The 21,077-nt window shown below is 56.3% G+C and carries 18 protein-coding genes; 3 read left to right on the top strand and 15 right to left on the bottom strand.

The window, feature by feature from the left end; genetic code table 11:
- Window positions 1-3 precede the first annotated feature (3 nt).
- The 8 genes from ugpE to livK form a co-directional block, all read right to left on the bottom strand.
- Complete coding sequence (gene ugpE, locus JT31_RS13430; protein ID WP_038477941.1) at window positions 4-849, bottom strand: sn-glycerol-3-phosphate ABC transporter permease UgpE; 846 nt, start codon at window positions 847-849, stop codon at window positions 4-6.
- Window positions 846-1,733 carry a sn-glycerol-3-phosphate ABC transporter permease UgpA gene (ugpA, locus tag JT31_RS13425; RefSeq protein WP_038477938.1) on the bottom strand — a complete coding sequence of 296 codons (888 nt, stop codon included), beginning with the start codon at window positions 1,731-1,733 and terminating at the stop codon, window positions 846-848. Before ugpA ends, ugpE begins: the two co-directional genes overlap by 4 nt.
- A gap of 117 nt (window positions 1,734-1,850) precedes the next feature.
- Window positions 1,851-3,167: a sn-glycerol-3-phosphate ABC transporter substrate-binding protein UgpB gene (ugpB, locus tag JT31_RS13420; protein ID WP_038477935.1), complete on the bottom strand. Its 1,317-nt coding sequence runs from the start codon at window positions 3,165-3,167 to the stop codon at window positions 1,851-1,853.
- A 593-nt stretch (window positions 3,168-3,760) separates the two neighbouring features.
- Window positions 3,761-4,474: a high-affinity branched-chain amino acid ABC transporter ATP-binding protein LivF gene (gene livF / locus JT31_RS13415; protein ID WP_081948189.1), complete on the bottom strand. Its 714-nt coding sequence runs from the start codon at window positions 4,472-4,474 to the stop codon at window positions 3,761-3,763.
- A 1-nt stretch (window position 4,475) separates the two neighbouring features.
- Window positions 4,476-5,243 carry a high-affinity branched-chain amino acid ABC transporter ATP-binding protein LivG gene (gene livG, locus JT31_RS13410; protein WP_038477929.1) on the bottom strand — a complete coding sequence of 256 codons (768 nt, stop codon included), beginning with the start codon at window positions 5,241-5,243 and terminating at the stop codon, window positions 4,476-4,478.
- Window positions 5,240-6,520 (bottom strand): high-affinity branched-chain amino acid ABC transporter permease LivM, encoded by a 1,281-nt coding sequence (locus tag JT31_RS13405; protein ID WP_038477926.1) that lies wholly within the window; start codon window positions 6,518-6,520, stop codon window positions 5,240-5,242. The genes livG and JT31_RS13405 overlap by 4 nt, the downstream gene beginning before the upstream one ends.
- On the bottom strand, window positions 6,517-7,443 hold the full coding sequence (livH, locus tag JT31_RS13400) for a high-affinity branched-chain amino acid ABC transporter permease LivH (protein WP_038477923.1): 927 nt from the start codon (window positions 7,441-7,443) through the stop codon (window positions 6,517-6,519). The genes JT31_RS13405 and livH overlap by 4 nt, the downstream gene beginning before the upstream one ends.
- A 171-nt stretch (window positions 7,444-7,614) precedes the next feature.
- Window positions 7,615-8,724, bottom strand: coding sequence for a high-affinity branched-chain amino acid ABC transporter substrate-binding protein LivK (livK, locus tag JT31_RS13395; protein WP_038483119.1), 1,110 nt, complete (start codon window positions 8,722-8,724; stop codon window positions 7,615-7,617).
- A gap of 398 nt (window positions 8,725-9,122) precedes the next feature.
- On the opposite strand from livK, the gene panM reads away from it, so the two are divergent.
- Window positions 9,123-9,503, top strand: coding sequence for an aspartate 1-decarboxylase autocleavage activator PanM (gene panM, locus JT31_RS13390; protein WP_038477920.1), 381 nt, complete (start codon window positions 9,123-9,125; stop codon window positions 9,501-9,503).
- Between the two features lie 691 nt (window positions 9,504-10,194).
- Here the strand turns inward: panM and JT31_RS13385 are convergent.
- From JT31_RS13385 to JT31_RS13375, 3 genes are all read right to left on the bottom strand, one after another.
- Window positions 10,195-11,298 (bottom strand): branched-chain amino acid ABC transporter substrate-binding protein, encoded by a 1,104-nt coding sequence (locus JT31_RS13385; protein ID WP_162473298.1) that lies wholly within the window; start codon window positions 11,296-11,298, stop codon window positions 10,195-10,197.
- A 257-nt stretch (window positions 11,299-11,555) separates the two neighbouring features.
- Window positions 11,556-12,800 (bottom strand): aromatic amino acid transport family protein, encoded by a 1,245-nt coding sequence (locus JT31_RS13380; protein WP_038477914.1) that lies wholly within the window; start codon window positions 12,798-12,800, stop codon window positions 11,556-11,558.
- Between the two features lie 132 nt (window positions 12,801-12,932).
- Window positions 12,933-14,198: a 4-aminobutyrate--2-oxoglutarate transaminase gene (locus tag JT31_RS13375; RefSeq protein WP_038477910.1), complete on the bottom strand. Its 1,266-nt coding sequence runs from the start codon at window positions 14,196-14,198 to the stop codon at window positions 12,933-12,935.
- A 118-nt stretch (window positions 14,199-14,316) separates the two neighbouring features.
- Here JT31_RS13375 and JT31_RS13370 point away from each other — a divergent pair, with 118 nt between their 5' ends.
- A complete protein-coding gene (locus JT31_RS13370) occupies window positions 14,317-15,807 on the top strand; it encodes a PLP-dependent aminotransferase family protein (protein WP_038477907.1) in 1,491 nt (496 codons plus the stop codon).
- 36 nt (window positions 15,808-15,843) lie between these two features.
- Here the strand turns inward: JT31_RS13370 and rpoH are convergent, their stop codons facing one another.
- The 4 genes from rpoH to ftsY all read right to left on the bottom strand — a co-directional run bounded on the left by rpoH (window position 15,844) and on the right by ftsY (window position 20,304).
- The gene (gene rpoH / locus JT31_RS13365; protein ID WP_038477904.1) at window positions 15,844-16,698 is read right to left on the bottom strand and encodes an RNA polymerase sigma factor RpoH; all 855 of its coding nucleotides are present in this window, start codon (window positions 16,696-16,698) and stop codon (window positions 15,844-15,846) included.
- Between the two features lie 258 nt (window positions 16,699-16,956).
- The gene (gene ftsX / locus JT31_RS13360; RefSeq protein WP_038483115.1) at window positions 16,957-18,012 is read right to left on the bottom strand and encodes a permease-like cell division protein FtsX; all 1,056 of its coding nucleotides are present in this window, start codon (window positions 18,010-18,012) and stop codon (window positions 16,957-16,959) included.
- Window positions 18,005-18,673: a cell division ATP-binding protein FtsE gene (ftsE, locus tag JT31_RS13355; RefSeq protein WP_038477901.1), complete on the bottom strand. Its 669-nt coding sequence runs from the start codon at window positions 18,671-18,673 to the stop codon at window positions 18,005-18,007. The genes ftsX and ftsE overlap by 8 nt, the downstream gene beginning before the upstream one ends.
- Window positions 18,674-18,675: 2 nt before the next feature.
- The gene (gene ftsY, locus JT31_RS13350) at window positions 18,676-20,304 is read right to left on the bottom strand and encodes a signal recognition particle-docking protein FtsY (RefSeq protein ID WP_038477898.1); all 1,629 of its coding nucleotides are present in this window, start codon (window positions 20,302-20,304) and stop codon (window positions 18,676-18,678) included.
- Between the two features lie 181 nt (window positions 20,305-20,485).
- Between ftsY and rsmD the strand changes: the two genes are divergently transcribed.
- Window positions 20,486-21,073 (top strand): 16S rRNA (guanine(966)-N(2))-methyltransferase, encoded by a 588-nt coding sequence (rsmD, locus tag JT31_RS13345; protein ID WP_038477895.1) that lies wholly within the window; start codon window positions 20,486-20,488, stop codon window positions 21,071-21,073.
- Window positions 21,074-21,077: the final 4 nt, after the last annotated feature.

The raw sequence follows: 21,077 nt of genomic DNA, 5'->3' as shown, positions 1-21,077 counted from the left end.
GGGCTATTTCTCACTATCAACCAGACCACGCACAAAGGCGCGCTGCATAACTAAAACGATAACAACCGGTGGGACGAGCGTCAGCAGCATCGCTGCCATGACCTGGTTCCACTGCGTGACGCCATCACCGCTGGCAATCATGCCCTTGATCCCCGCCACGGCGGTGCCGAGGTCAGCATCGGTGATAATCAGCAGCGGCCAGAGATACTGGTTCCAGCCGTAGATAAAGGTGATCACGAACAGCGCCGCCAGGTTGGTTTTGGACAGCGGCAGCACGATGTCGAAGAAAAAGCGCATCGGCGAGGCGCCGTCGATGCGGGCCGCTTCCATCAGCTCGTCTGGCAGCGTCATGAAAAACTGGCGAAACAGGAACGTGGCCGTGGCCGACGCCATCAGCGGCAGCGTCAGGCCGGTGTAGCTGTCCAGCATTTTCAGGTTAGAGATAACCTCAACCGTCGGGAAAATACGCACTTCGACCGGCAGCATCAGGGTGATAAAGATCATCCAGAAGAACAGGTTACGCAGCGGGAAGCGGAACCAGACGATGGCGAAAGCCGACAGCATCGACACGGCGATTTTACCGATGGTGATCACCAGCGCCATCACCGTGCTGTTAAACAGCAGGCTGCTGAACGGCGCGCTGTTGACCGCCACGCCGTTAGTCCAGATGTAGCTAATGTTTTCCCACAGATGAGTGCCGGGGATCAGCGTCATCGGCGTGTCGAATACCGCTTTGTTATCCAGCGTCGCGGCAACAAACGCCACGTACAGCGGGAACAGAATGACGATGATGCCCAGAATCAGCATGGTGTGGCTGAAGATAGTCAGCCCGCGACGGTTCTCAATCATTGGTAGCGCACCTTACGTTCAACGAAGCGGAACTGAACCACCGTCAGGACAATAACCAGCAGCATCAGCACCACCGATTGCGCCGCCGAGGAAGAGAGATCCAACCCGGCAAACCCTTCGCGATAAATCTTGTAGATAAGCGTGGTGGTTGCCTGCACCGGGCCACCGCCGGTTGCCGCGTCAATCACCGGGAAGGTGTCGAAGAAGGCATACACCAGGTTCACCACCAGCAGGAAGAAGCTCACCGGGGCGATAAGCGGCAGCGAGATAAAGAAGAAGCGGCGCACGGGGCCGGCTCCATCAATCGCTGCGGCTTCCACCAGCGAGCGCGGAATCGACTGCAGGGCGGCGAAGAAGAACAGGAAGTTGTAGCTGATCTGCTTCCACACGGAGGCAAACACCACCAGGAACATCGCCTGGCCGCTGTTTTGCGCGTGGTTCCAGTTATAGCCAAACTCTTCCAGTACGTGGGTAATCAGCCCGCGCCCTGGGTTGAACAGGAAAATCCACAGCACCGCGGCAATGGCGGGCGCTACGGCGTAGGGCAGCAGCATCAGCGTCTGATAAAGACGGCTGCCGCGCACCACATAATCCACCAGCGCGGCGAAGAACAGCGAAGCCAGAAGCCCGCAGCCCGCCACCAGGCCACTGAAGATTATGGTGGTGTAGAAAGAGTCCAGATAGTAGCTATCGTGGAACAGCTGCACGAAGTTATCCAGGCCAACAAAGTGGCTGGACAGACCAAACGGGTCAAGGTTTTGCAGCGAGTACCAGAGGGCTTCACCCGCTGGCCAGATAAAGAAAATGACGGTGATGATCAGCTGCGGCAGGACCAGCGCATAGGGTAGCCAACTTGAACGGAACACCGGGCGAGATGATGACATAGGGTTACTCGATTAATGTTATTACAGGCGATGCTTTGCCCCTCAGCACAACGCTCTCCTTTGACAGAGAGCGCCGTACTCTGCTCCCTCCCTTTCGGGTGAGAGCGAGGGTAGAACTTAAGACTTGGTAGACTGCTCGAAGCGGCGCAGCAGCTGGTTACCACGCTCAACGGAGGCGTCCAGCGCCTGCTGAGGCGTTTTCTTACCGGTCCAGACAGACTCCAGCTCTTCGTCAACCACGGTACGGATCTGCGGCATGTTGCCCAGACGCAGGCCTTTGGTGAACGGCAACGGCGGCTTGTTCAGCATCTGGCGAGTGGCGGTATCCGCACCCGGGTTCTTGTCGTAGAAGCCTTCTTTACGAGTCAGGTCGTAAGCGGCGGTCGTGATCGGCAGGTAGCCGGTTTTCTGGTGCCATTCAGCGGCGATTTCTGGCTTAGCCAGGAATTGCATGAACTCGGCCACGCCGGTATAGGTAGGCTTGTCTTTGCCCTGCATCACCCACAGGCTTGCACCGCCGATGATGGCGTTCTGTGGAGCGCCTTTCACGTCTGCGTCGTAAGGCATCATGCCTACGCCGTAGTTGAATTTCGCGTACTGACGGATGTCAGCCAGGGAGCCGGAAGACGCGGTAGTGATCGCGCAGTCGCCGTTGTAGAACTTCTCGGTGGACTCGTCTTTACGCCCGTAATAGGTGAAGTCGCCTTTCTTGTTCATCGCTTCCAGCAGGGCAATGTGTTTCACCTGCTCAGGTTTGTTGAACTCCAGAACTGCGTCGGTGCCGTCAAAGCCGTTGTTTTTGGTCGCAAACGGCAGGCCGTGCCAGGCGCTGAAGTTCTCCAGTTGGATCCAACCCTGCCAGCCGCTGGCGTAGCCGCACTTCATGCCCGCTGCGCGCAGTTTGGCGCTGTAGTCAGCCACATCCTGCCAGGTTTTAGGCGGCTGATCCGGGTTCAGGCCAGCTTTCTTGAAAGCGTCTTTGTTGTAGTACAGCACCGGAGTGGAGCTGTTGAAAGGCTGGGACAGCAGGTGGCCCGTTTTGGAGTCGGTGTAGTAACCGGCCACGGTCGGTACAAACTGAGACTCGTCGAAGCTGATACCCGCATCTTTGAACACTTCGTAGACCGGCTTGATCGCTTTAGAAGCCATCATGGTCGCGGTGCCGACTTCATACACCTGCAGGATGGCCGGGGCGTTACCGGAACGGTATGCCGCGATGCCCGCCGCCAGGCTCTGTTCGTAGTTGCCTTTATAAACCGGCACAATTTTGTAATCAGGGTGCGTTTCGTTGAAACGGTTTGCCAGAGAATCCACTTCTTTACCCAGTTCCCCGTCCATTGAATGCCAGAAAGGAATCGTGGTAACGGCCATCGCCTGGGAGGCAAATGCCAGACCAAGCGTCAGCGCTAAAGCTGTGTGTCGTAACGATGTCATTCGGTTATCTCTCTTGTTGTGCCGGATGCGCGAAATCACGCGTTTTATGCTCGCGAGGTAACATGACACGCTCGAATGACAGAAAAATAACGGCTGGATGACAGAATAGTTACAGCGGAGTGAATGAAATGTTTCGTCGTCGACGGGAGATATATTTTCTTTCTGCCTGCAGGGAGCTACTTCTTATACACATTTTCCTTCCAACATCTTCCTGGCAACCCTGGCGCCCGGCGAGCTCATCGCCGCTGAAGCGGTAAACCCACCGGCTATCACCCAAACAGTCGGGGTCGTTCGCGATTCGTTCCCGACGATCGCTCTCTTTCGCTGTTCCCGACAGCTCAACCCCGCCTGAGTTGGGTCATCACCGGGGGCGATGAGAGCCGGGAACAAGGTCGTGGCTGCATGTAAAGCTGCAGTTGAAGTGAGCGGAACCTTAGCCAAGCTTTCATAGAACATATTTGTAGCTAAGGAACAGCCCACAGGCAGAGGGTGCAAACAAAACGGGGTTGCCTGATGCCCTCACCCCGCCCCTCTCCCACAGGGAGAGGGTGCAAACAAAAAAAACGGCAACCGAGGTTGCCGTTTTGCTTTTATTAGCCGCCCAGATAAGCGCTTCTTACGGCTTCGTTCGCCAGCAGCGCATCGCCGGTGTCTTCCAGCACCACGTGGCCGTTTTCCAGCACGTAGCCCCGGTCGGCCAGCTTCAGCGCCTGGTTGGCGTTCTGCTCCACGAGGAAGATGGTCATTCCTTCGCTGCGCAGCTGCTCGATGGTGTCGAAGATTTGCTGGATGATGATCGGCGCTAACCCCAGCGACGGTTCATCTAACAGCAACAGACGCGGCTGGCTCATCAGCGCCCGGCCAATCGCCAGCATCTGCTGTTCGCCGCCTGACATGGTGCCCGCCCGCTGAATACGGCGCTCGTGCAGGCGCGGGAACAGATCGTAGACGCGCTTAATGCGGTCCTGGAACTGGTCACGCTCGGCAAAAAAGCCGCCCATCGCCAGGTTCTCTTCTACCGTCATGCGGGAGAAAACGCGGCGCCCTTCCGGCACAATCGCCACGGCTTCACGCATGATGCGCGCGGTGTGCCAGTCTGTAATATCTTTGCCATCAAACACAACCCGACCGCTGGTGGCGCGCGGGTCACCGCAAAGCGTCCCGAGCAGCGTGGTTTTACCCGCGCCGTTGGCACCGATAAGCGTAACAATTTCGCCTTGTTTAATATGCAGACTGACCTCGTGCAGCGCCTGAATCTTTCCGTAGTGGGCGCTCACCTTGTCAAACGACAGCATTACATTTTCCATCTTAAGCCTCACCCAGATAGGCGCGAATGACGTCAGGGTTGTTGCGGATTTGCTCCGGCGTGCCGTTGGCTAACGGCGTTCCCTGATTCACCACGTAGATACGGTCAGAAATCCCCATGACCAGCTTCATGTCATGCTCAATCAGCAACACCGTGGTGTTGTGGTGATTACGCAGCTCCATGATCAGCTCATCCAGCTCATGGGTTTCTTTCGGGTTAAGGCCAGCGGCAGGTTCGTCCAGCATCAGAATCTCCGGCTGGGTCACCATGCAGCGAGCAATCTCAAGGCGGCGCTGGTCGCCATAGGCGAGGTTACTCGCCTGGCGGTTAGCGTGCTCCAGCAGCCCGATACGCTCGAGCCAGGTTGCCGCTCTGTCCAGCGCTTCGCTTTGGGCACGACGGAAACCCGGCGTCTTCAGCAGCCCGGAGAACACTCCGGTTTTCAACTGCTGATGTTGGGCCACCAGCAGGTTCTCAATCACCGTCATTTCACGGAACAGGCGAACGTGCTGGAAGGTACGCACCACGCCCATGCGCGCAATCTGCTGGCCAGGTAAGCCTTCCAGATGCTGGTCACGAAGCATAATGGTGCCGCCGGTTGGCTTATAAAAGCCGGTCAGGCAGTTAAATACCGTGGTTTTACCGGCCCCGTTCGGGCCGATAAGCGAAACAATTTCCTGTGGATGCAGCTCGAGCGAGACATTGTTGACGGCCAGCAGGCCGCCGAAACGCATCATCAGACCGCTTACGGATAACAATGGCTGACTCATGCCTGCTCTCCTTTCACTACTTGCTCTTTCCTCAGTTTCACGTGCGGGCGCGTCATCGGCAGCAGGCCCTGTGGACGCCAAATCATCATCAGCACCATCAGGCCGCCGAGCACCAGCATGCTGTACTCGTTCAGGTCACGCATCAGCTCGCGAGAGACAACCAGCAAGACAGCGGCCAGAATTACCGCGAACTGCGAGCCCATCCCGCCCAGCACCACAATCGCCAGCACAAACGCCGACTCGGCGAAGGTGAAGGATTCCGGGCTGACAAAGCCCTGACGTGCGGCAAACAGCGTCCCGGCAAAACCTGCGAACGCGGCGCTAATAGTGAATGCGGTCAGTTTAATACGAGTTGGGTTCAGGCCCAGCGAGCGACAGGCGATTTCATCTTCGCGCAGCGCTTCCCAGGCACGGCCCAGCGGCATACGCAGCAGGCGGTTAATCACGAACAGCGACAGCACCACCAGCAGCAGCGCAACCAGATAAAGGAAGATAACCCTGTCGCTCGGGTCATAGGCCACGTTAAAGAAGTTGCTGAAAGTATCCCAGCCGCCTTCGCGCGCGGTACGGCTAAACTCCAGGCCGAAGAAGGTGGGTTTTGGGATCTGGCTGATGCCGTTAGGGCCGCCGGTAATCTCGGTATTGTTCAGCAGCAGGATACGGACGATTTCGCCGAAGCCCAGCGTCACGATCGCCAGATAGTCACCGCGCAGGCGCAGCACCGGGAAGCCGAGCAGGAAACCCGCAGCAGCAGCGACCAGGCCCGCCAGCGGCAGGCAGGTCCAGAAGCCCAGGCCGTAATAGTGGTTCAGCAACGCAAAGGTGTAGGCACCGATGGCATAAAAACCGCCATAGCCCAGCACCAGCAGCCCAGACAGCCCGACCACCACGTTCAGCCCCAGGCCGAGGATGATGTAAATCATGGTTAACGTAGCAATGTCTACGGTGCCACGTGAAACCAGGAATGGCCAGGCCACAGCCGCCACCAGCAACGCTACCAGGAACAGCTTCTGCTTAACCGTGGAGCCGTCCAGCGCCGGCAGCACAAACTTCGGCCCGGACACTTTCTTCATGCCTTTCTGGAACAGCGGGCGCAGCAGCTGGAACACCAGCACGACAGCCGTGCCGATATATACCCATTCCCAGCGCACGGAAGGCGCGCTGTTCACCACCAGTTTGGTGCCGTCCAGGCTCAGCTGAACGCCCATAAATACCGATGCTAAAACAAAGAACATGGCTGCCGAGAGCAGCGAAAAGATAACATGCATCGGTTTCATACTTTCTCAACCTCCGGACGACCCAGGATCCCGGTAGGCATCACCAGCAGCACCACAATCAGCAACGCGAAGGAGACGACGTCTTTATATTCCGTGCTCAGATAGGCAGAGGTCAGCGCTTCGGCCACGCCGAGGATCAGGCCGCCAATCATCGCGCCAGGGATACTGCCGATACCGCCAAGTACCGCTGCGGTAAAGGCTTTCATGCCCGCCATAAAGCCGATGTACGGGTTGATTACGCCGTAGAACTGACCCAACAGCACGCCGGCCACCGCCGCCATCGCCGCCCCAATCACGAAGGTGAGCGAGATAACGCGGTCGGTGTTAATCCCGAGCAGGCTGGCCATTTTCAGGTCTTCTGCACAGGCACGGCAGGCGCGGCCCATGCGGGAATAGCGGATAAACAGCGTCAGCGCCAGCATGGCGAGGAAAGTCACTACCCAGATAACCAGCTGCATGGTGGTGATGGTGGCGGTGAAGTTATCGCTCGCCCCCACAATCCACTGTCCGTTAAACAGGCTTGGCAGCGCGACGTCGCGCGAACCTTCCGTCAGGCTGACGTAGTTTTGCAGGAAGATGGACATCCCGATGGCGGAAATCAGCGCAATCAGGCGCTTGGAATTACGCACCGGCCTGTAGGCCACGCGCTCAATGCTCCAGCCATAGGCGCTGGCGATGATAATCGCGCCAATAAAGCCTGCGCCTACCAGCATCCAGCCCACATCAATTCCGAGCATCATTAGCGCGGCGATGATCATGAAAGAGACGTAGCTACCGATCATATACACTTCGCCGTGGGCGAAGTTGATCATGCCAATAATGCCGTACACCATCGTATAGCCGATGGCGATCAGCGCATAGGTACTGCCCAGCGTGACGCCGTTAAACATCTGCTGCAGGAAGTAGAGAAACTGCTCGGACATAACTTAACCTTTCCAAACCCGTATGGACGGGATATTGAATCCACTCTAAATAATTCGAGTCGCAGGAAGGCGGCAAGCTTGCTCATCCTCAGGAGCATACATAAAGTATGTGACTGAGGTGGGCATGCGCAGCCAACGCACCTGCGGCTCGAAGTATGACGAGTGGTCGCCTTACTTCGCCACAGAGGACGAACCATCGGCGTGCCACTGGAAGACACCAAATTCAAATCCTTTCAGATCGCCTTTCTCATCCCAGTTCAGCGGCCCAATCACGGTGTTCGCACCGTGTGCTTTTAAATCTTTCACCAGCGCAGCAGGATCTTTGCTGCCGCTGCGGTCCATGGCGGTGGCCAGAGACTGAACTGCCGCGTAGGTGATCCACACGTACGGGCCGCTCGGGTCTTTCTTCGCCGCTTTCAGTTCATCAACGATAGCTTTGTTGGCAGGATCCTGGTCGTAGCGCTTAGGCATGGTGACCAGCATTCCTTCGCCAGCAGGTCCGGCGATGTTGGACAGAGAAGCGTTACCCACGCCTTCCGGCCCCATAAACTGGGTTTTCAGGCCTACGGCGCGTGCCTGACGCAGGATCTGCCCCATTTCCGGGTAGTAACCGCCGTAATACACGAAGTCGATATTTTCTTTCTGCAGACGCGCGACCAGGGTGGAGAAGTCTTTGTCCCCGGCGGTGATCCCGTCGAAGAACACGATGTTCGCCCCGCCTTTTTTCAGGCCGTCCTGCACGGCACGCGCCAGGCCTTCGCCGTACTGCTGTTTGTCGTGGATGATAGCGATGCGCTGCGGCTTAACGTGCTCCAGAATAAATTTGGACGCCGTCGGGGCCTGGGAGGAGTCGAGGCCAGCGGTACGCATGATCATGCCGTAGCCGCGCTGGGTCAGCTCAGGGTTGGTCGCACCCGGAGTTATCATCAGGATGCCTTCATCTTCATAGATGTCGGAAGCTGGCTGGGTGGAAGAAGAGCAAAGGTGACCGATAACGTACTTCACGCCGTCGTTAACGATCTTGTTGGCAACCGCTACGGCTTGTTTAGGATCGCACGCGTCGTCATATTCAACGCCGACCAGCTTGTCGCCTTTGATCCCGCCCCTGGCATTGATGTCTTTGATAGCCTGGCGAGCACCGTTAAATTCCATGTCGCCCCACTGCGCTACCGGGCCTGACATTGCCCCGACAACAGCCACTTTAATATCTCCAGCGGTTGCCGCGTGAGACACAGCCAACGCCACCAGCCCGGCAAGTAATGTCTTCGCGTTCATCTTCATTCGTTCCATCCCCATAACCTGGTTAAAAAGCACGCAGTACTTTTTATAATCAATGTTCATTTTTATCAGTGCCTTGAAGGAGTTAGCGGTAAATTTCACAATTTATCAGGCTAAACTCTCTATTTTTCAGGCGATTAAGTAGAGATAATATTCTGTATTTCGCCATAGTTAAACAAAAAAAAGCACTGAAATCAGCATAAAATAGCGGTACAAAGAGCCGAACAATTCACTGGATTTTAGTGCTTTATCCTGGTCATGATTCAATCTGCCGCGTTTAAGGCTGGCTTAGCTTTACGACAAAAAGTAATCAACTGCTGAGCGGGATAAAAAAGATAAAGCGTCTGAGGCAAATAAATTGGTTACACTCGTGGTTTCCCCGCTTTTTGGTTAGCTCACTTATGAAACTCACTATCATTCGTCTGTTTGAGTTTAGCGCTCAGGATAAAATTGACCTCGGTAAGATCTGGCCGGAATATTCCAGCGATTCGCTGACGCTTAGCGACAATGAAAGGATCTACGCGGCAAAATTTAACGATCGCCTGTTGGGCGCGGTGAGAGTGACGTTGACCGGTAAACAAGGTGCGCTGGATTCGCTGCGAGTACGTGAAATTACCCGCCGCCGGGGCGTGGGTCAGTATCTGCTGGAAGAGGTGATGCGGGATAACCCAGTGATTACGCACTGGTGGCTGGCAGGTGTCGGCGTTGAAGACCATGACGTGATGACGGCGTTTATGCAGGCTTCGGGGTTCCGGGAGCTGAGCGGCGGCTGGGAGAAGTAAACTGCCCTATGAAGGTACGCCTAAGATTCCGTTCACTTCCAGTCCTGTTTTATATGCAGCCACCGCAACGGTGAACGTCTCGGGAGAATCACCGTCATTCCCCCGAGCCCCCGGACTCCCGGCCAAATAAATCGACCGCTAAAGCGGCAGACCTCCGTTTTATCTCCCAGTCCTGGGTCGGCTGAGATGCGTTCCCGACGCTCTCAGCCTCCGGCCGTTCCCGACGCCCGGACCCTGGCCAGTCGGAGAGAAAACGGAGGCGATTTAAGCCGGAACCGAGCCTCGCTTTTAACCCACAGCCATTCTGAAAATCATTGTTGCTGCAAGACCTACAGCCACGCCCTTGTCCCCGGCTCTCATCGCCCCCGGTGATGACCCAACTCAGGCGGGGTTGAGCTGTCGGGAACAGCGAAAGAGAGCGATCGTCGGGAACGAATCGCGAACGACCCCGACTGTTTGGGTGATAGCCGGTGGGTTTACCGCTTTAGCGGCGATGAGCTCGCCGGGCGCCGGGGCTGTTCGGGGGATGGCGTTATCCCCCGGACACGTTCACCGTGCTGGGAACTTATATGGAAAACGGATATACGGGTGAACGGAAAAACCACGGGTTAAAAAATATCGCTCCAGAAACCTCTGCGAGAAACCTTTGCGTAAACACTAAAACGGCAACCATTTGGTTGCCGTTTGCGGTTTATTTTGCGTCGGTGGCCGTGCCGTTGGCATGCCAGGTAAACACGCCGAACTCAAAGCCTTTCAGGTCGCCCTTCTGATCCCAGGACAGCGGCCCCATCACGGTATCCACGGTCGCCCCTTTCAGGTACTTAGAGATTGCAGCCGGATCTTCGCTCTGGTTCAGGCCAGCGGCCAGGGACTGCAGCGCCGCGTAGGTAGTCCAGACGAATGCGCCGCTTGGATCCTGTTTCTTCGCTTTGATGGCGTCCACAATTGGTTTGTTGGCAGGAACCTGGTCGTAGTTCTTAGGCTTGGTCACCAGCAGGCCTTCCGCAGAATCCCCGGCGATGTTAGACAGAGAAACGTTCGCCACGCCTTCCGGCCCCATGAATTGGGTTTTCAGGCCAGCGGCGCGGGACTGACGCAGGATCTGCCCCATTTCCGGGTGGTAACCACCGTAGTAAACGAAGTCGATGTTTTCTTTCTTCAGGCGCGCAACCAGCGTGGAGAAATCTTTCTCACCGGCGGTGATACCGTCAAAGAAGACCACGTTAGCACCGCCTTTTTTCAGGCCGTCCTGCACGGAACGCGCCAGGCCTTCGCCGTACTGTTGCTTATCGTGGATAACGGCAATGCGCTTAGGCTTCACGTGTTCCAGAATGTATTTCGCCGCGGTTGGGCCCTGATCTGAGTCCAGGCCGGTGGTGCGCAGGGTCAGCTTATAGCCACGCGCGGTCAGCTCAGGTGCGGTTGCCGCCGGGGTGATCATCAGAATGCCTTCGTCTTCGTAGATATCAGACGCTGGCTGAGTAGAAGAAGAGCACAGGTGACCGATAACGTATTTGATACCGTCGTTCACCACTTTGTTGGCAACCGCTACCGCTTGTTTCGGGTCACAGGCATCGTCATATTTCGTGATAACCAGTTTGTCGCCTTTGATCCCGCCTTTAGCGTTAATGTCGGCCACCGCCTGCTCGGCACCGGTGAATTCCTGGTCGCCGTATTGCGCAACCGGCCCAGACATTGCCCCTACTACCGCGACCTTAATATCTTTTGCCATCGCCGCGTGGCTCATTGCCAGTGCAATGCATCCTGCCAGTAAGGCTTTACCCGTCATTTTCATCCTGAGAGTCCCCATTGTTATGGTTATTGAATTTGTTGTGTTGTTGTTTGTTAGCGCATTATTCTGTTTGTAGGTATAAGAAAAGCATATGACAGCTAACTTAAGGGCGACAGCCGGCGCTACGGCAGCACACTATGCTAAACATAGCGCCATTTGCGATAATTTGGAAAGACATATTTGAAGGTTAGATAACGGGAATGTGACAAAAAAATAACCGCGCCGGAATGCTTCCAGGCGCGGGGGAGCAAGCATCAAAATCACCAGCCCGCAGGCAGGTATCCCAGAGCGGAAGCAACCGCATAAACGGCACTGCAGAGGTAAAGCAACACAATGAAAATCTGAATCAGCGGGTGGGTCATAAACGGCGGACAGGTCCAGCCCGGCGAGACATCACCGCTGCGACGAGCGCCTTTAATCATCAGAATCGGCATAATCGATAAAATCACGCCGCTGAACACGCCGGCAAAATAGAGCGCATTCACGAACGACACCAGCCCGCTGTAGGCCAGTACGAAAGGTGGAATCGCCACCACCAGCAGCACCAGGAAACGCTTCAGGGAGAGTTCGTCGCTGCCCAGGCGGAAGCGGTCAAAGATATTGGTCAGGAAGCTGCCGCCCAGCCCCCAGTACGAGGTCAGCATGGCGCAGAGCGCGAACAGGTTCGCCGAGAAGAACGCCCACTCTCCCAGCGCTTTCCCCCATGAAATGGTCGCCACCTCAGAGATATCGTCCAGGCCGTTAAGCATGATGACCGACATTGGCACCAGGGCCAGTAGCGCGAAGGTTACAACCATGCCAACGATAATCGCCTTCGGCAACTTCTCAGGTTTATCGGCAAACCCTCGCGCCATCTCCGGCACGATGTACTGCGCCGAGAAGCAGAACACCACCACGTTGAATACCGGCACCATGTACAGCCAGTTGCCTTCCAGCAGGTAGCCCACGCTGGTCGTTTCTTTTAGCAAGGTGGCGATAACCAACACCGCGATCATCACCACCATGCCGATACTGATAAACTTTTCCCCGCGCCCGATGGCCTTCAGGCCCATATACAGCACGCCTGCGGCAGGAATGAAAAACAGCACGCTGCCCAGCGCCGGAGAAATACCAAATAAGGAGTGCAATAGTTTGCCGCTGCCGGTCATATAGGCGGTCAATGCGCCCACGCTGTTCACGCAAACCGAGAGGAACATCATCAGCGCGCCAAAGCGACCGACGTAGCGCAGCGACAGTCCGCTGAGCTGCAAATGCTGGCGAGTACGCAAGGTGGATTCGGCGACGTAAAGCATCGTCACGGTGGTCAGGCTGCCCACGAGCACCAGCCAGAACAGCAGCGGCCAGAAGCCAGCTTTGCTCGACGCATAGGCGATGGAAAGCACGCCCGCGCCGATGTTGGTGCCGACGATCATCGACACGCCTTCAACGAAGCTCAGGGATTTACCGGGGACAGCCGTTCGCTCCCCGCGCGCGATGGCGGGAGAGAAGGTGGAGTTTTCAGACATAATATTTTCCGTATTACTCCGGCGGTAACGCCCGCCGGAAAACAGGGGATATCAGGGTGATAAACCACTTCACGCTGGGCAACAAAACCTTGTGTTATGACGGGCTTCCCTGCCGCCGCACAGTACGGGGCTTTAGCCCTTCAGCACCTGGGACAGAATGGCCAGCGCTTTGGTGAACTGAGCATCAGGAATGGTCAGAGGATAAAGGAAGCGGATAACGTTACCGTAGACGCCGCAGCTCAGCAGCAGCAGCCCTTGTTCCTGAGCCTTCAGCTGAACTTCGCGGGTAAATTCCGGCGAAGGTTTCCCGGTCTGCGGATCGTTAAACTCCACCGCCACCATCGAGCCTTGCCCGCGTACGTCAACAATGGCCGGGCAGCCTTGGCGAGCCTGGTTCAGCACCTCTTTCAGGTGTTCGCCAAGCTGGTTTGCACGCTTGCACAGCTGCTCTTCTTTAATCACGTCCAGCACAGCATGAGCCGCAGCAACCGCCAGCGGGTTACCTGCATAAGTGCCGCCCAGGCCACCAGGCGCAGGTGCATCCATCACTTCAGCGCGACCCACAACGCCGGACAGCGGGAAACCACCGGCCAGGCTTTTCGCCATCGTCATCAGGTCGGCCTTAACGTCGTAATAATCCATGGCGAACAGCTTGCCGGTGCGCGCGAAGCCGGTCTGTACTTCATCGGCAATCAGCAGAATGCCGTGGGTATCGCACAGCTTGCGCAGCGCCTGCATAAATTCAGGTGGGGCAACGTTGAAGCCGCCTTCGCCCTGAATCGGCTCCAGCACAATGGCCGCAACCTGATCGGCGGCGATATCCGCTTTAAAGATACGGTCGAGACTTTTCAGCGCATCCTCAGTCGTTACGCCGTGCGCGGCATTGGGGTAAACCGCGTGGTAAACGGAGCCTGGGAATGGGCCGAAACCGATTTTGTAAGGCGCCACTTTGCCGGTCAGCGCCATGGTCATAAAGGTACGGCCATGGAAGCCGCCGCCAAAGGTAATCAGGCCGGGACGTTTGGTGTAGGCACGAGCAATTTTTACAGCATTCTCAACGGCTTCTGCACCGGTGGTGAAGAACGCGGTTTTCGCCGGGCCGTCGATAGGTGCCAGATCGTTAATGCGCTCGGCCAGCGATACATAGCTTTCATAAGGGACAATCTGGTAAGCCGTGTGGGTAAAGGCCTGTAGCTGTTTCTCCACGGCGGCAATCACTTTCGGATGACGATGACCGGTGTTCAGCACCGCAATCCCGGCGGCAAAATCAATAACTTCATTGCCTTCCACATCCCACAGGGTGGCGTTCTCAGCCTTCTCTGCAAAGTAGCTACACATCACGCCCACGCCGCGCGGCGTGGCCTGTAAACGACGCTGATTCAGCTCTGCACTTTTCACCTTGGTCTCTCCTGTTATGTCAGTCACTTTATCGCAACAAATCAGAAACAATGTCGTTTATTTACACAGGTATTGGCCCTATAATCGAGTACCAATTCAGATTATCTGAGGGATCCAATTGCGAGATTTAGTGGGTGATTTGATTCTTGTCCGGCTGCAGGAAGAGACCGACAATCTGCTGCATAAGCGCCTTTACAATGCGCTACGCCGCTCAATTCTGGATGGTTCATTGCCGCCCCATGGCCGCCTGCCCGCCTCCCGCGATCTGGCCAGCGAACTCAGTATTTCTCGTAACACTGTATTAACAGTTTACGAGCAGCTTATGACTGAGGGGTACGTTTCCTCCCGCCAGGGCAGCGGAACATTTGTTGAAAAAACGCTGCCGGATCGCTTCACCTCCGCAGGGAACGTTGGCGAAAGCGGCGCGCCCCCTGCCCCGGAGGTTTCAATTTCCCGCCGCGGCCTGCATCTTTTGTCCCAGGTCAGCGCCAGCCCGCGCCAGTGGGGAGCGTTTATTCCGGGCGTCCCGGACGTTAACGCTTTCCCTCATCCGCTATTCAGCAAGATTCAGGCGCGCATCAGCCGCCGTCCTAAACCCGAACGCCTGAGCTATAGCTGCAACGGCGGTACGCCTGAGCTGCAGCATGCCCTTGTCGACTACCTGCGGGTTTCACGCGGCGTAAACTGCCAGGTCGACCAAATTCTTATCACCGAAGGGATCCACCAGGCTATCGATCTGGTCACCCGGATGCTGTGCGACAGGGGCGATCTGGCGTGGATCGAAGAGCCTTCTTACTGGGGAATTCGTCACGTGCTGACGATGAATGACGTGCGGATCACACCGCTCACCGTCGACGCGAACGGCCTTTGCCCGCCGGAGACGGTAACAGAAGCGCCGCGCTTAATCTTCGTCACGCCGTCTCATCAGTACCCGCTGGGCGCGGTGATGAGTCTGGAGCGTCGTCAGCGCCTGCTGGCCCTTGCCCGCCAGCACGGAAGCTGGATTATTGAAGATGATTACGACAGCGAGTTTCGCTTCTCAGGCCAGCCGATCCCCGCTCTGCAGGGGCTGGTCGCCGAGGCGCCGGTGGTTTACATCGGTACCTTCAGCAAAACGCTTTATCCAGGGCTCAGGCTCGGCTACGTGGTGCTGCCGCGCCCGCTGATAAATGACCTGAAAACAGCGCATGCGGAGCTGTATCGCGGCGGCCACTCGCTTATCCAGCAGGCGCTGGCGGAATTTATTACTGCCGGGCACTATTCGGCCCATATTCGCCGTATGCGCCTGCTGTACGGCCGTCGCCGCGCCTTCCTGACCGAGCTTATCTCCCGCCACTGCGGGCCTCAGGCGCTGTCCGATTTCAGCGACAACGCCGGGCTGCATCTGATTTTGAACCTGCCGGATGAGGCCGATGATGTGGCGATTGCGCAACGTGCCAACGCCCGCAATATTCTGGTGCGGCCGCTGTCGCGTTACTACCTGACCGGGCAGCGCAAGAAGGGGTTATTGATGGGGTTTGCCAGCCTGCCGGAGAGCGAAATGGAGGCGGCGTTTGCCGTGCTGCTGGAATGTATGCCGGAAGCTAAAAAGCAAAACGCCCCAGCATAAAGTGGGGCGTTATCGGTGCGCGGTACGGTATCGGCGTTAAGCTTCGATAGCGGCGCGCAGTTTTTTCATCGCGTTCTTTTCAAGCTGACGAACGCGCTCGGCGGAAACGCCATAGCGGTCAGCAAGTTCCTGCAGCGTGCTCTTGTTGTCTTCATCCAACCAGCGCGCGCGGATAATCTGCTGGCTGCGCTCGTCCAGGCCCTGCATCGCATCGCTCAGCTTGTCGGCGGCGTGAGATTCCCAGTTGTCGTCCTCAATGCCTTCGGCAAAGTTAGAGGATTTATCCTGCAGGAACAGCACCGGCGCCATTGGCTGACCGTCGGAATCGTCGTCGTTAGACATGTCAAAGGTCATATCCTGCGCCGCCATGCGTGATTCCATCTCAAGCACGTCTTTGCTGGACACGCCAAGCTCGTTGGCGACCATTTCGACTTCATCCTGGTTAAACCAGCCCAGACGCTGCTTGGTTTTACGCAGGTTAAAGAACAGCTTACGCTGTGCTTTGGTCGTTGCGACTTTCACAATACGCCAGTTACGCAGCACGTATTCATGAATTTCTGCCTTGATCCAGTGCACCGCAAAGGAGACCAGGCGAACACCCACTTCCGGGTTAAAACGGCGTACTGCTTTCATCAGGCCAATGTTGCCTTCCTGGATAAGGTCTGCCTGCGGCAGGCCGTAACCGGAATAGTTACGCGCAACATGAACAACAAAGCGCAGGTGAGACAGGATCAGCTTTTTCGCTGCTTCCAGACTGCCCTGGTAATGCAGCTTTTCAGCCAGCTCCTTCTCTTCCTCAGCCGTTAACATCGGCCAGGCGTTCGCAGCCCGGATATACGACTCCAGGTTACCAACAGGGGCTAAAGCTAAATTTTGCATTTCTTTGGTCATTCAAACCCTCTCTTAGAGACTTACGTACAGGTTGCCATTTTACTGACTTATGGCACACCGACAACACGTCAGGGGCCAAACCGTAGCATTCACTGTACTCTCAGACAGTGATGTTATCCACAAGTTCAATGTAAAGCTGTGAATAGATTACACACAAAGTGTGACGGTTGTTGCAGCATGGCAGGGGGCACAGCGGTGTAAAACGCACTCCCTGCTGACGACGTTATCGTAGCAGGGAATGAGTATATCAAAAACTTTTTACTCCGGCGTAAAGCGGCGTAAATGTTGAACAGTGGCAAGCCAGGCTGCCAGCCAGCCGATCATCGAAGAGACCAGCAGCAACAGGAGGCACTCGTCAAAGCCAAGGCCGCTGATATCGAACTTCGTGCCGAAGACCTGCGCCACGTCCGTCACCGCCGACGACAGACGCATCACCAGGATCTCAGACAGGATCAGCGACAGGAACGCACCGCTGAACCCGATTAACGCCCCGCCATAAAGGAACGGGCGCAGGATAAATCCGTCGGTAGCACCGATAAGCTTCTGTACGTTAATGGTATCGCGGCGGGCAAAAATGCTCAGGCGCACCGAGTTACCAATCACCAGGAACACCGCCGCCACCATCAGGATGCCGATCATCACCGCCACGCGCCCAACCAGGCCGGTCAGCGCCGCGAGACGGGCAAACCAGCTGTCGTCCATGCGTACTTCATCGACGCCATGAATCTTCGCCACGCGGTCACGCAGCGTATTCAGGTGATCCGTGCTCTGGAAATCGAGTTTAGGGTTAACCACCGCAACCGCCGGCAGCGGGTTCTCTTCCAGCATATCCAGCGCGCCGCCAAAGCCCGACCAGTTACGGAACTCGCCCAGCGCTTCCTCGCGGGAAAGGTAGTTAACTTTATCAACGCCCTCTTCCGCCTGGATAGCGCCCACCACCTGCTGCGCGGCGTTGTCGTCCAGCGCCTTATCGAGGTAAACGGTGATTTGCGGCGACGGATAATACTGGGTGGCCGCCTGGTTCACGTTTTTGTAGACCATATAGCAGACGCTCGGCAGCGTCAGGGAAATAGCAATCACCATCACCGTCAGGAAAGTCGCCAGCGGCTTGCTCTTCAGGTCCTGCAGCGCCCCTTCCCAGGCATAGCGGAACTGCTCGTTCACGCCGCCCTTCAGGGATTTGCTTTTGGACTGCGGCCCTTTGCCACGCTTTTTCACCGAGCGGCCAAGAGCGCCTAACTTATTCAGTTGGTTAATCTTGTCCAGCTTGTTGCTGAAGCGCTTGATATGGTTGAGCGCACTGTGTTTATTCACCTGCCAGGCCTCCATGCAAATGGCCGTCGCTGAGCGTCAACATACGGTAATTGCGACGCGAGATAAGCCCCATATCGTGGGTAGCCATCAGAACAGTCACGCCCACGCGGTTAAATTCTTCAAACAGGCGCAGAATGCCTTCCGACAGCGCATCATCAAGGTTACCGGTCGGTTCATCCGCCAGCAGTACCGCAGGTTTGTTCACTACGGCACGAGCGATGCCGACGCGCTGCTGTTCACCGCCGGAGAGTTGGATAGGAAAGTTCTTCGCTTTGTCCAGCAGCCCGACCTTATCCAGTGCCGCAGACACGCGGCGACGAATATCTTCGCCGCTGGCGCCCGCGATGATCAGCGGGATGGCCACGTTGTCGTACACGGTTCTGTCCATCAGCAGATGGTGATCCTGAAAGATCATGCCAATCTGGCGACGCAGGAACGGCACTTCACGGCTTTTCAGGCGGCTGATATCGTGGCCGCTGAAAAAAATCTTCCCGGCGCTTGGCCGTTCGATACCGCAGATAAGCTTGAGCAGAGTACTCTTCCCTGCGCCAGAATGGCCGGTCAGAAAGGCCATCTCGCCTGGTTGCATATGGAAGGTGATTCCCTGCAACGCTTGTCTCCCACCGAGATAGGCTTTACTGACGTGTTCAAAGCGAATCATTGTTAATCCTCTCGGGCAAAAAGTGCCTCTATAAAGTCGCCCGCATTAAACGGTCGTAAATCAGAAATTTGTTCGCCGACGCCAATGTAGCGAATCGGAATGCCGAACTGGTCTGCCACAGAGAAGATTACGCCACCCTTGGCGGTACCATCCAGTTTGGTCAGGGTGATGCCCGTCAGCCCCACCGCTTCGTGGAACAGTTTAGCCTGGCTTATCGCATTCTGACCGGTGCTGGCGTCGAGGGTGAGCATAACCTCATGCGGGGCATCCTCGTCCAGCTTTTTCATAACCCTGACAATTTTCTTCAATTCTTCCATCAGGTGCGATTTGTTCTGCAAACGCCCTGCGGTATCGGCGATTAACACGTCGATATTACGCGCCTTCGCCGCCTGGATAGCATCGAAGATAACCGAGGCGGAGTCCGCGCCGGTGTGCTGGGCCACGACAGGAATATTGTTGCGCTGGCCCCAAACCTGCAGCTGCTCAACCGCCGCCGCACGGAAGGTATCGCCCGCCGCCAGCATCACGGATTTACCCTGCTGCTCAAACTGACGGGCCAGTTTGCCGATGGTGGTGGTTTTACCCACGCCGTTCACGCCAACCATCAGGATAACAAACGGCGTTTTGCCTTCAATATTCAGCGGCTCATCCACTTTGGCGAGGATTTCGCTCATCTCTTCTTTCAGCAGACCGTACAGCGCTTCGGCGTCGCGAAGCTGCTTGCGGCTTGCACCTTCGGTCAGGTTGGTGATGATTTTACGCGTGGTTTCCACCCCAACGTCGGCAATCAGCAGCTGCTCTTCCAGCTCTTCAAACAGATCATCATCGATTTTTTTGCCGCGGAACAGACTGATAAATCCGGAACCGAGATTTTGTTTGGTTTTGACAAGGCTGCGCTTCAGGCGAGCAAAGAAGCCTTCTTTAGTCGGTTTTTCCTGCTCTTGCAGCGCGGCAATCGGAGCAGCTTCTTCGACAGCCTCTTCTTGCGGTTCGTCATCAAGGACTTCTTGCGCAACGGCTTCATCTTCAACGGCAGCTTCGTGTGCAAACAATGCCTCAGCTTCAGCCACTTCTTCGTTGACGATCTCGTCCTGCTCGGCCTGCCATTCGTCCGGCTGCTCTGCGGTTTCAACAATCTCTTCCGGCAGCGGCAGCGTTTCGTGCTCAACGGCGGCAACCGGTTGTTCGATGGCTTCCGGCTCTTCGACAACAACCGCAGGTTCCATAACCTCAGGTTCGACAACGGCTTCAGGTTCAACAACAGGCTCAGGTTCAATAACCGCCACAGGTTCTGGCTCGGCCACAATCTCAGGCTCAACGGTCACTTCCGGCTCAGGAATCATTTCCGGCTCGGCAACAAGCGCCTTCTCTTCGGCTTCTTCTACGAGCTGCTCGTTAACCTCCACGACCTGCTCGGCAAACTTTTCGGACTCCTCCAGTGAGTGCTCACTAACTAAATCCTGCTTATCCTGCTCAACAGCCTGAGGCTGTTGAGGTTCATCCTGTGTGGAAGCCTGTTCAGTAACCGGTTGTTCTTCTATTACTTTTTGTTCTGTTTCTGCTTCCGGCTGCTGCTCTTTCTGGCCAAATCCCAGCCAGGAAAAAAAGCCACGTTTTTTCTCTTTCGCCATTTGCGACTACACTCCTCGCTGTTAACTCATGGCACAGACCCGATTCTGCTTGCCACGGGCATAAAAAATAGTGCGTTAGTCTATCACTTTCCCGGCGCGGCATCACTCCGGCGGATTAAGGTTTCCTGGCCGGGCGAGCACCGTTAGAATAGCCGCAAAATTTAGCATCGCAGTGAGAGCAATGAAGAAACCCCAATCCGCTGGCTCCGGCCAGATTCGCATCATCGGCGGCCAATGGCGCGGTCGAAAACTTCCGGTTCCCGACAGTCCCGGCCTGCGTCCGACAACGGATCGCGTACGCGAAACGCTGTTTAACTGGCTGGCTCCGTCAATGGTAGATGCGCATTGTCTCGACTGTTTTGCCGGCAGCGGTGCGCTCGGCCTGGAGGCGCTCTCTCGCTATGCCGCCAGCGCAACGCTGATTGAGATGGATCGCGCGGTTTCCCAGCAGTTACAAAAGAACCTGGCGACCCTGAAAGCCAGCCACGGCAAGGTGCTCAACGCCAATACGCTCAGCGTTCTCGCCCAGCCTGGCACGCCGCATAACGTGGTGTTTGTCGATCCGCCGTTCCGTAAAGGGCTGCTGGATGAAACGCTTAGCCTGCTGGAGAAAAATGGCTGGCTGGCGGATGAGGCGCTAATTTACGTAGAAAGTGAAGTGGAAAATGGTCTGCCGGTGGTGCCCGCAAGCTGGGCGTTACACCGTGAGAAAGTCGCCGGTCAGGTGGCTTACCGCCTGTTTATTCGTGAAGCTCAAGGAGCCGCATAATGCC

Origin of the sequence: Cedecea neteri, from assembly GCF_000757825.1 — a bacterium.
Taxonomy (GTDB): domain Bacteria; phylum Pseudomonadota; class Gammaproteobacteria; order Enterobacterales; family Enterobacteriaceae; genus Cedecea; species Cedecea selenatireducens.
This window is presented reverse-complemented; position numbering and strand designations above follow the sequence as displayed.

Bases quoted from the DNA above. Each gene is read 5' to 3' on its own strand.
- ugpE (WP_038477941.1), bottom strand. From the start codon at position 849: ATGATTGAGAACCGTCGCGGGCTGACTATCTTCAGCCACACCATGCTG.
- ugpA (WP_038477938.1), bottom strand. From the start codon at position 1,733: ATGTCATCATCTCGCCCGGTGTTCCGTTCAAGTTGGCTACCCTATGCG.
- ugpB (WP_038477935.1), bottom strand. From the start codon at position 3,167: ATGACATCGTTACGACACACAGCTTTAGCGCTGACGCTTGGTCTGGCA.
- livF (WP_081948189.1), bottom strand. From the start codon at position 4,474: ATGGAAAATGTAATGCTGTCGTTTGACAAGGTGAGCGCCCACTACGGA.
- livG (WP_038477929.1), bottom strand. From the start codon at position 5,243: ATGAGTCAGCCATTGTTATCCGTAAGCGGTCTGATGATGCGTTTCGGC.
- JT31_RS13405 (WP_038477926.1), bottom strand. From the start codon at position 6,520: ATGAAACCGATGCATGTTATCTTTTCGCTGCTCTCGGCAGCCATGTTC.
- livH (WP_038477923.1), bottom strand. From the start codon at position 7,443: ATGTCCGAGCAGTTTCTCTACTTCCTGCAGCAGATGTTTAACGGCGTC.
- livK (WP_038483119.1), bottom strand. From the start codon at position 8,724: ATGAAGATGAACGCGAAGACATTACTTGCCGGGCTGGTGGCGTTGGCT.
- panM (WP_038477920.1), top strand. From the start codon at position 9,123: ATGAAACTCACTATCATTCGTCTGTTTGAGTTTAGCGCTCAGGATAAA.
- JT31_RS13385 (WP_162473298.1), bottom strand. From the start codon at position 11,298: ATGAAAATGACGGGTAAAGCCTTACTGGCAGGATGCATTGCACTGGCA.
- JT31_RS13380 (WP_038477914.1), bottom strand. From the start codon at position 12,800: ATGTCTGAAAACTCCACCTTCTCTCCCGCCATCGCGCGCGGGGAGCGA.
- rpoH (WP_038477904.1), bottom strand. From the start codon at position 16,698: ATGACCAAAGAAATGCAAAATTTAGCTTTAGCCCCTGTTGGTAACCTG.
- ftsE (WP_038477901.1), bottom strand. From the start codon at position 18,673: ATGATTCGCTTTGAACACGTCAGTAAAGCCTATCTCGGTGGGAGACAA.
- ftsY (WP_038477898.1), bottom strand. From the start codon at position 20,304: ATGGCGAAAGAGAAAAAACGTGGCTTTTTTTCCTGGCTGGGATTTGGC.
- rsmD (WP_038477895.1), top strand. From the start codon at position 20,486: ATGAAGAAACCCCAATCCGCTGGCTCCGGCCAGATTCGCATCATCGGC.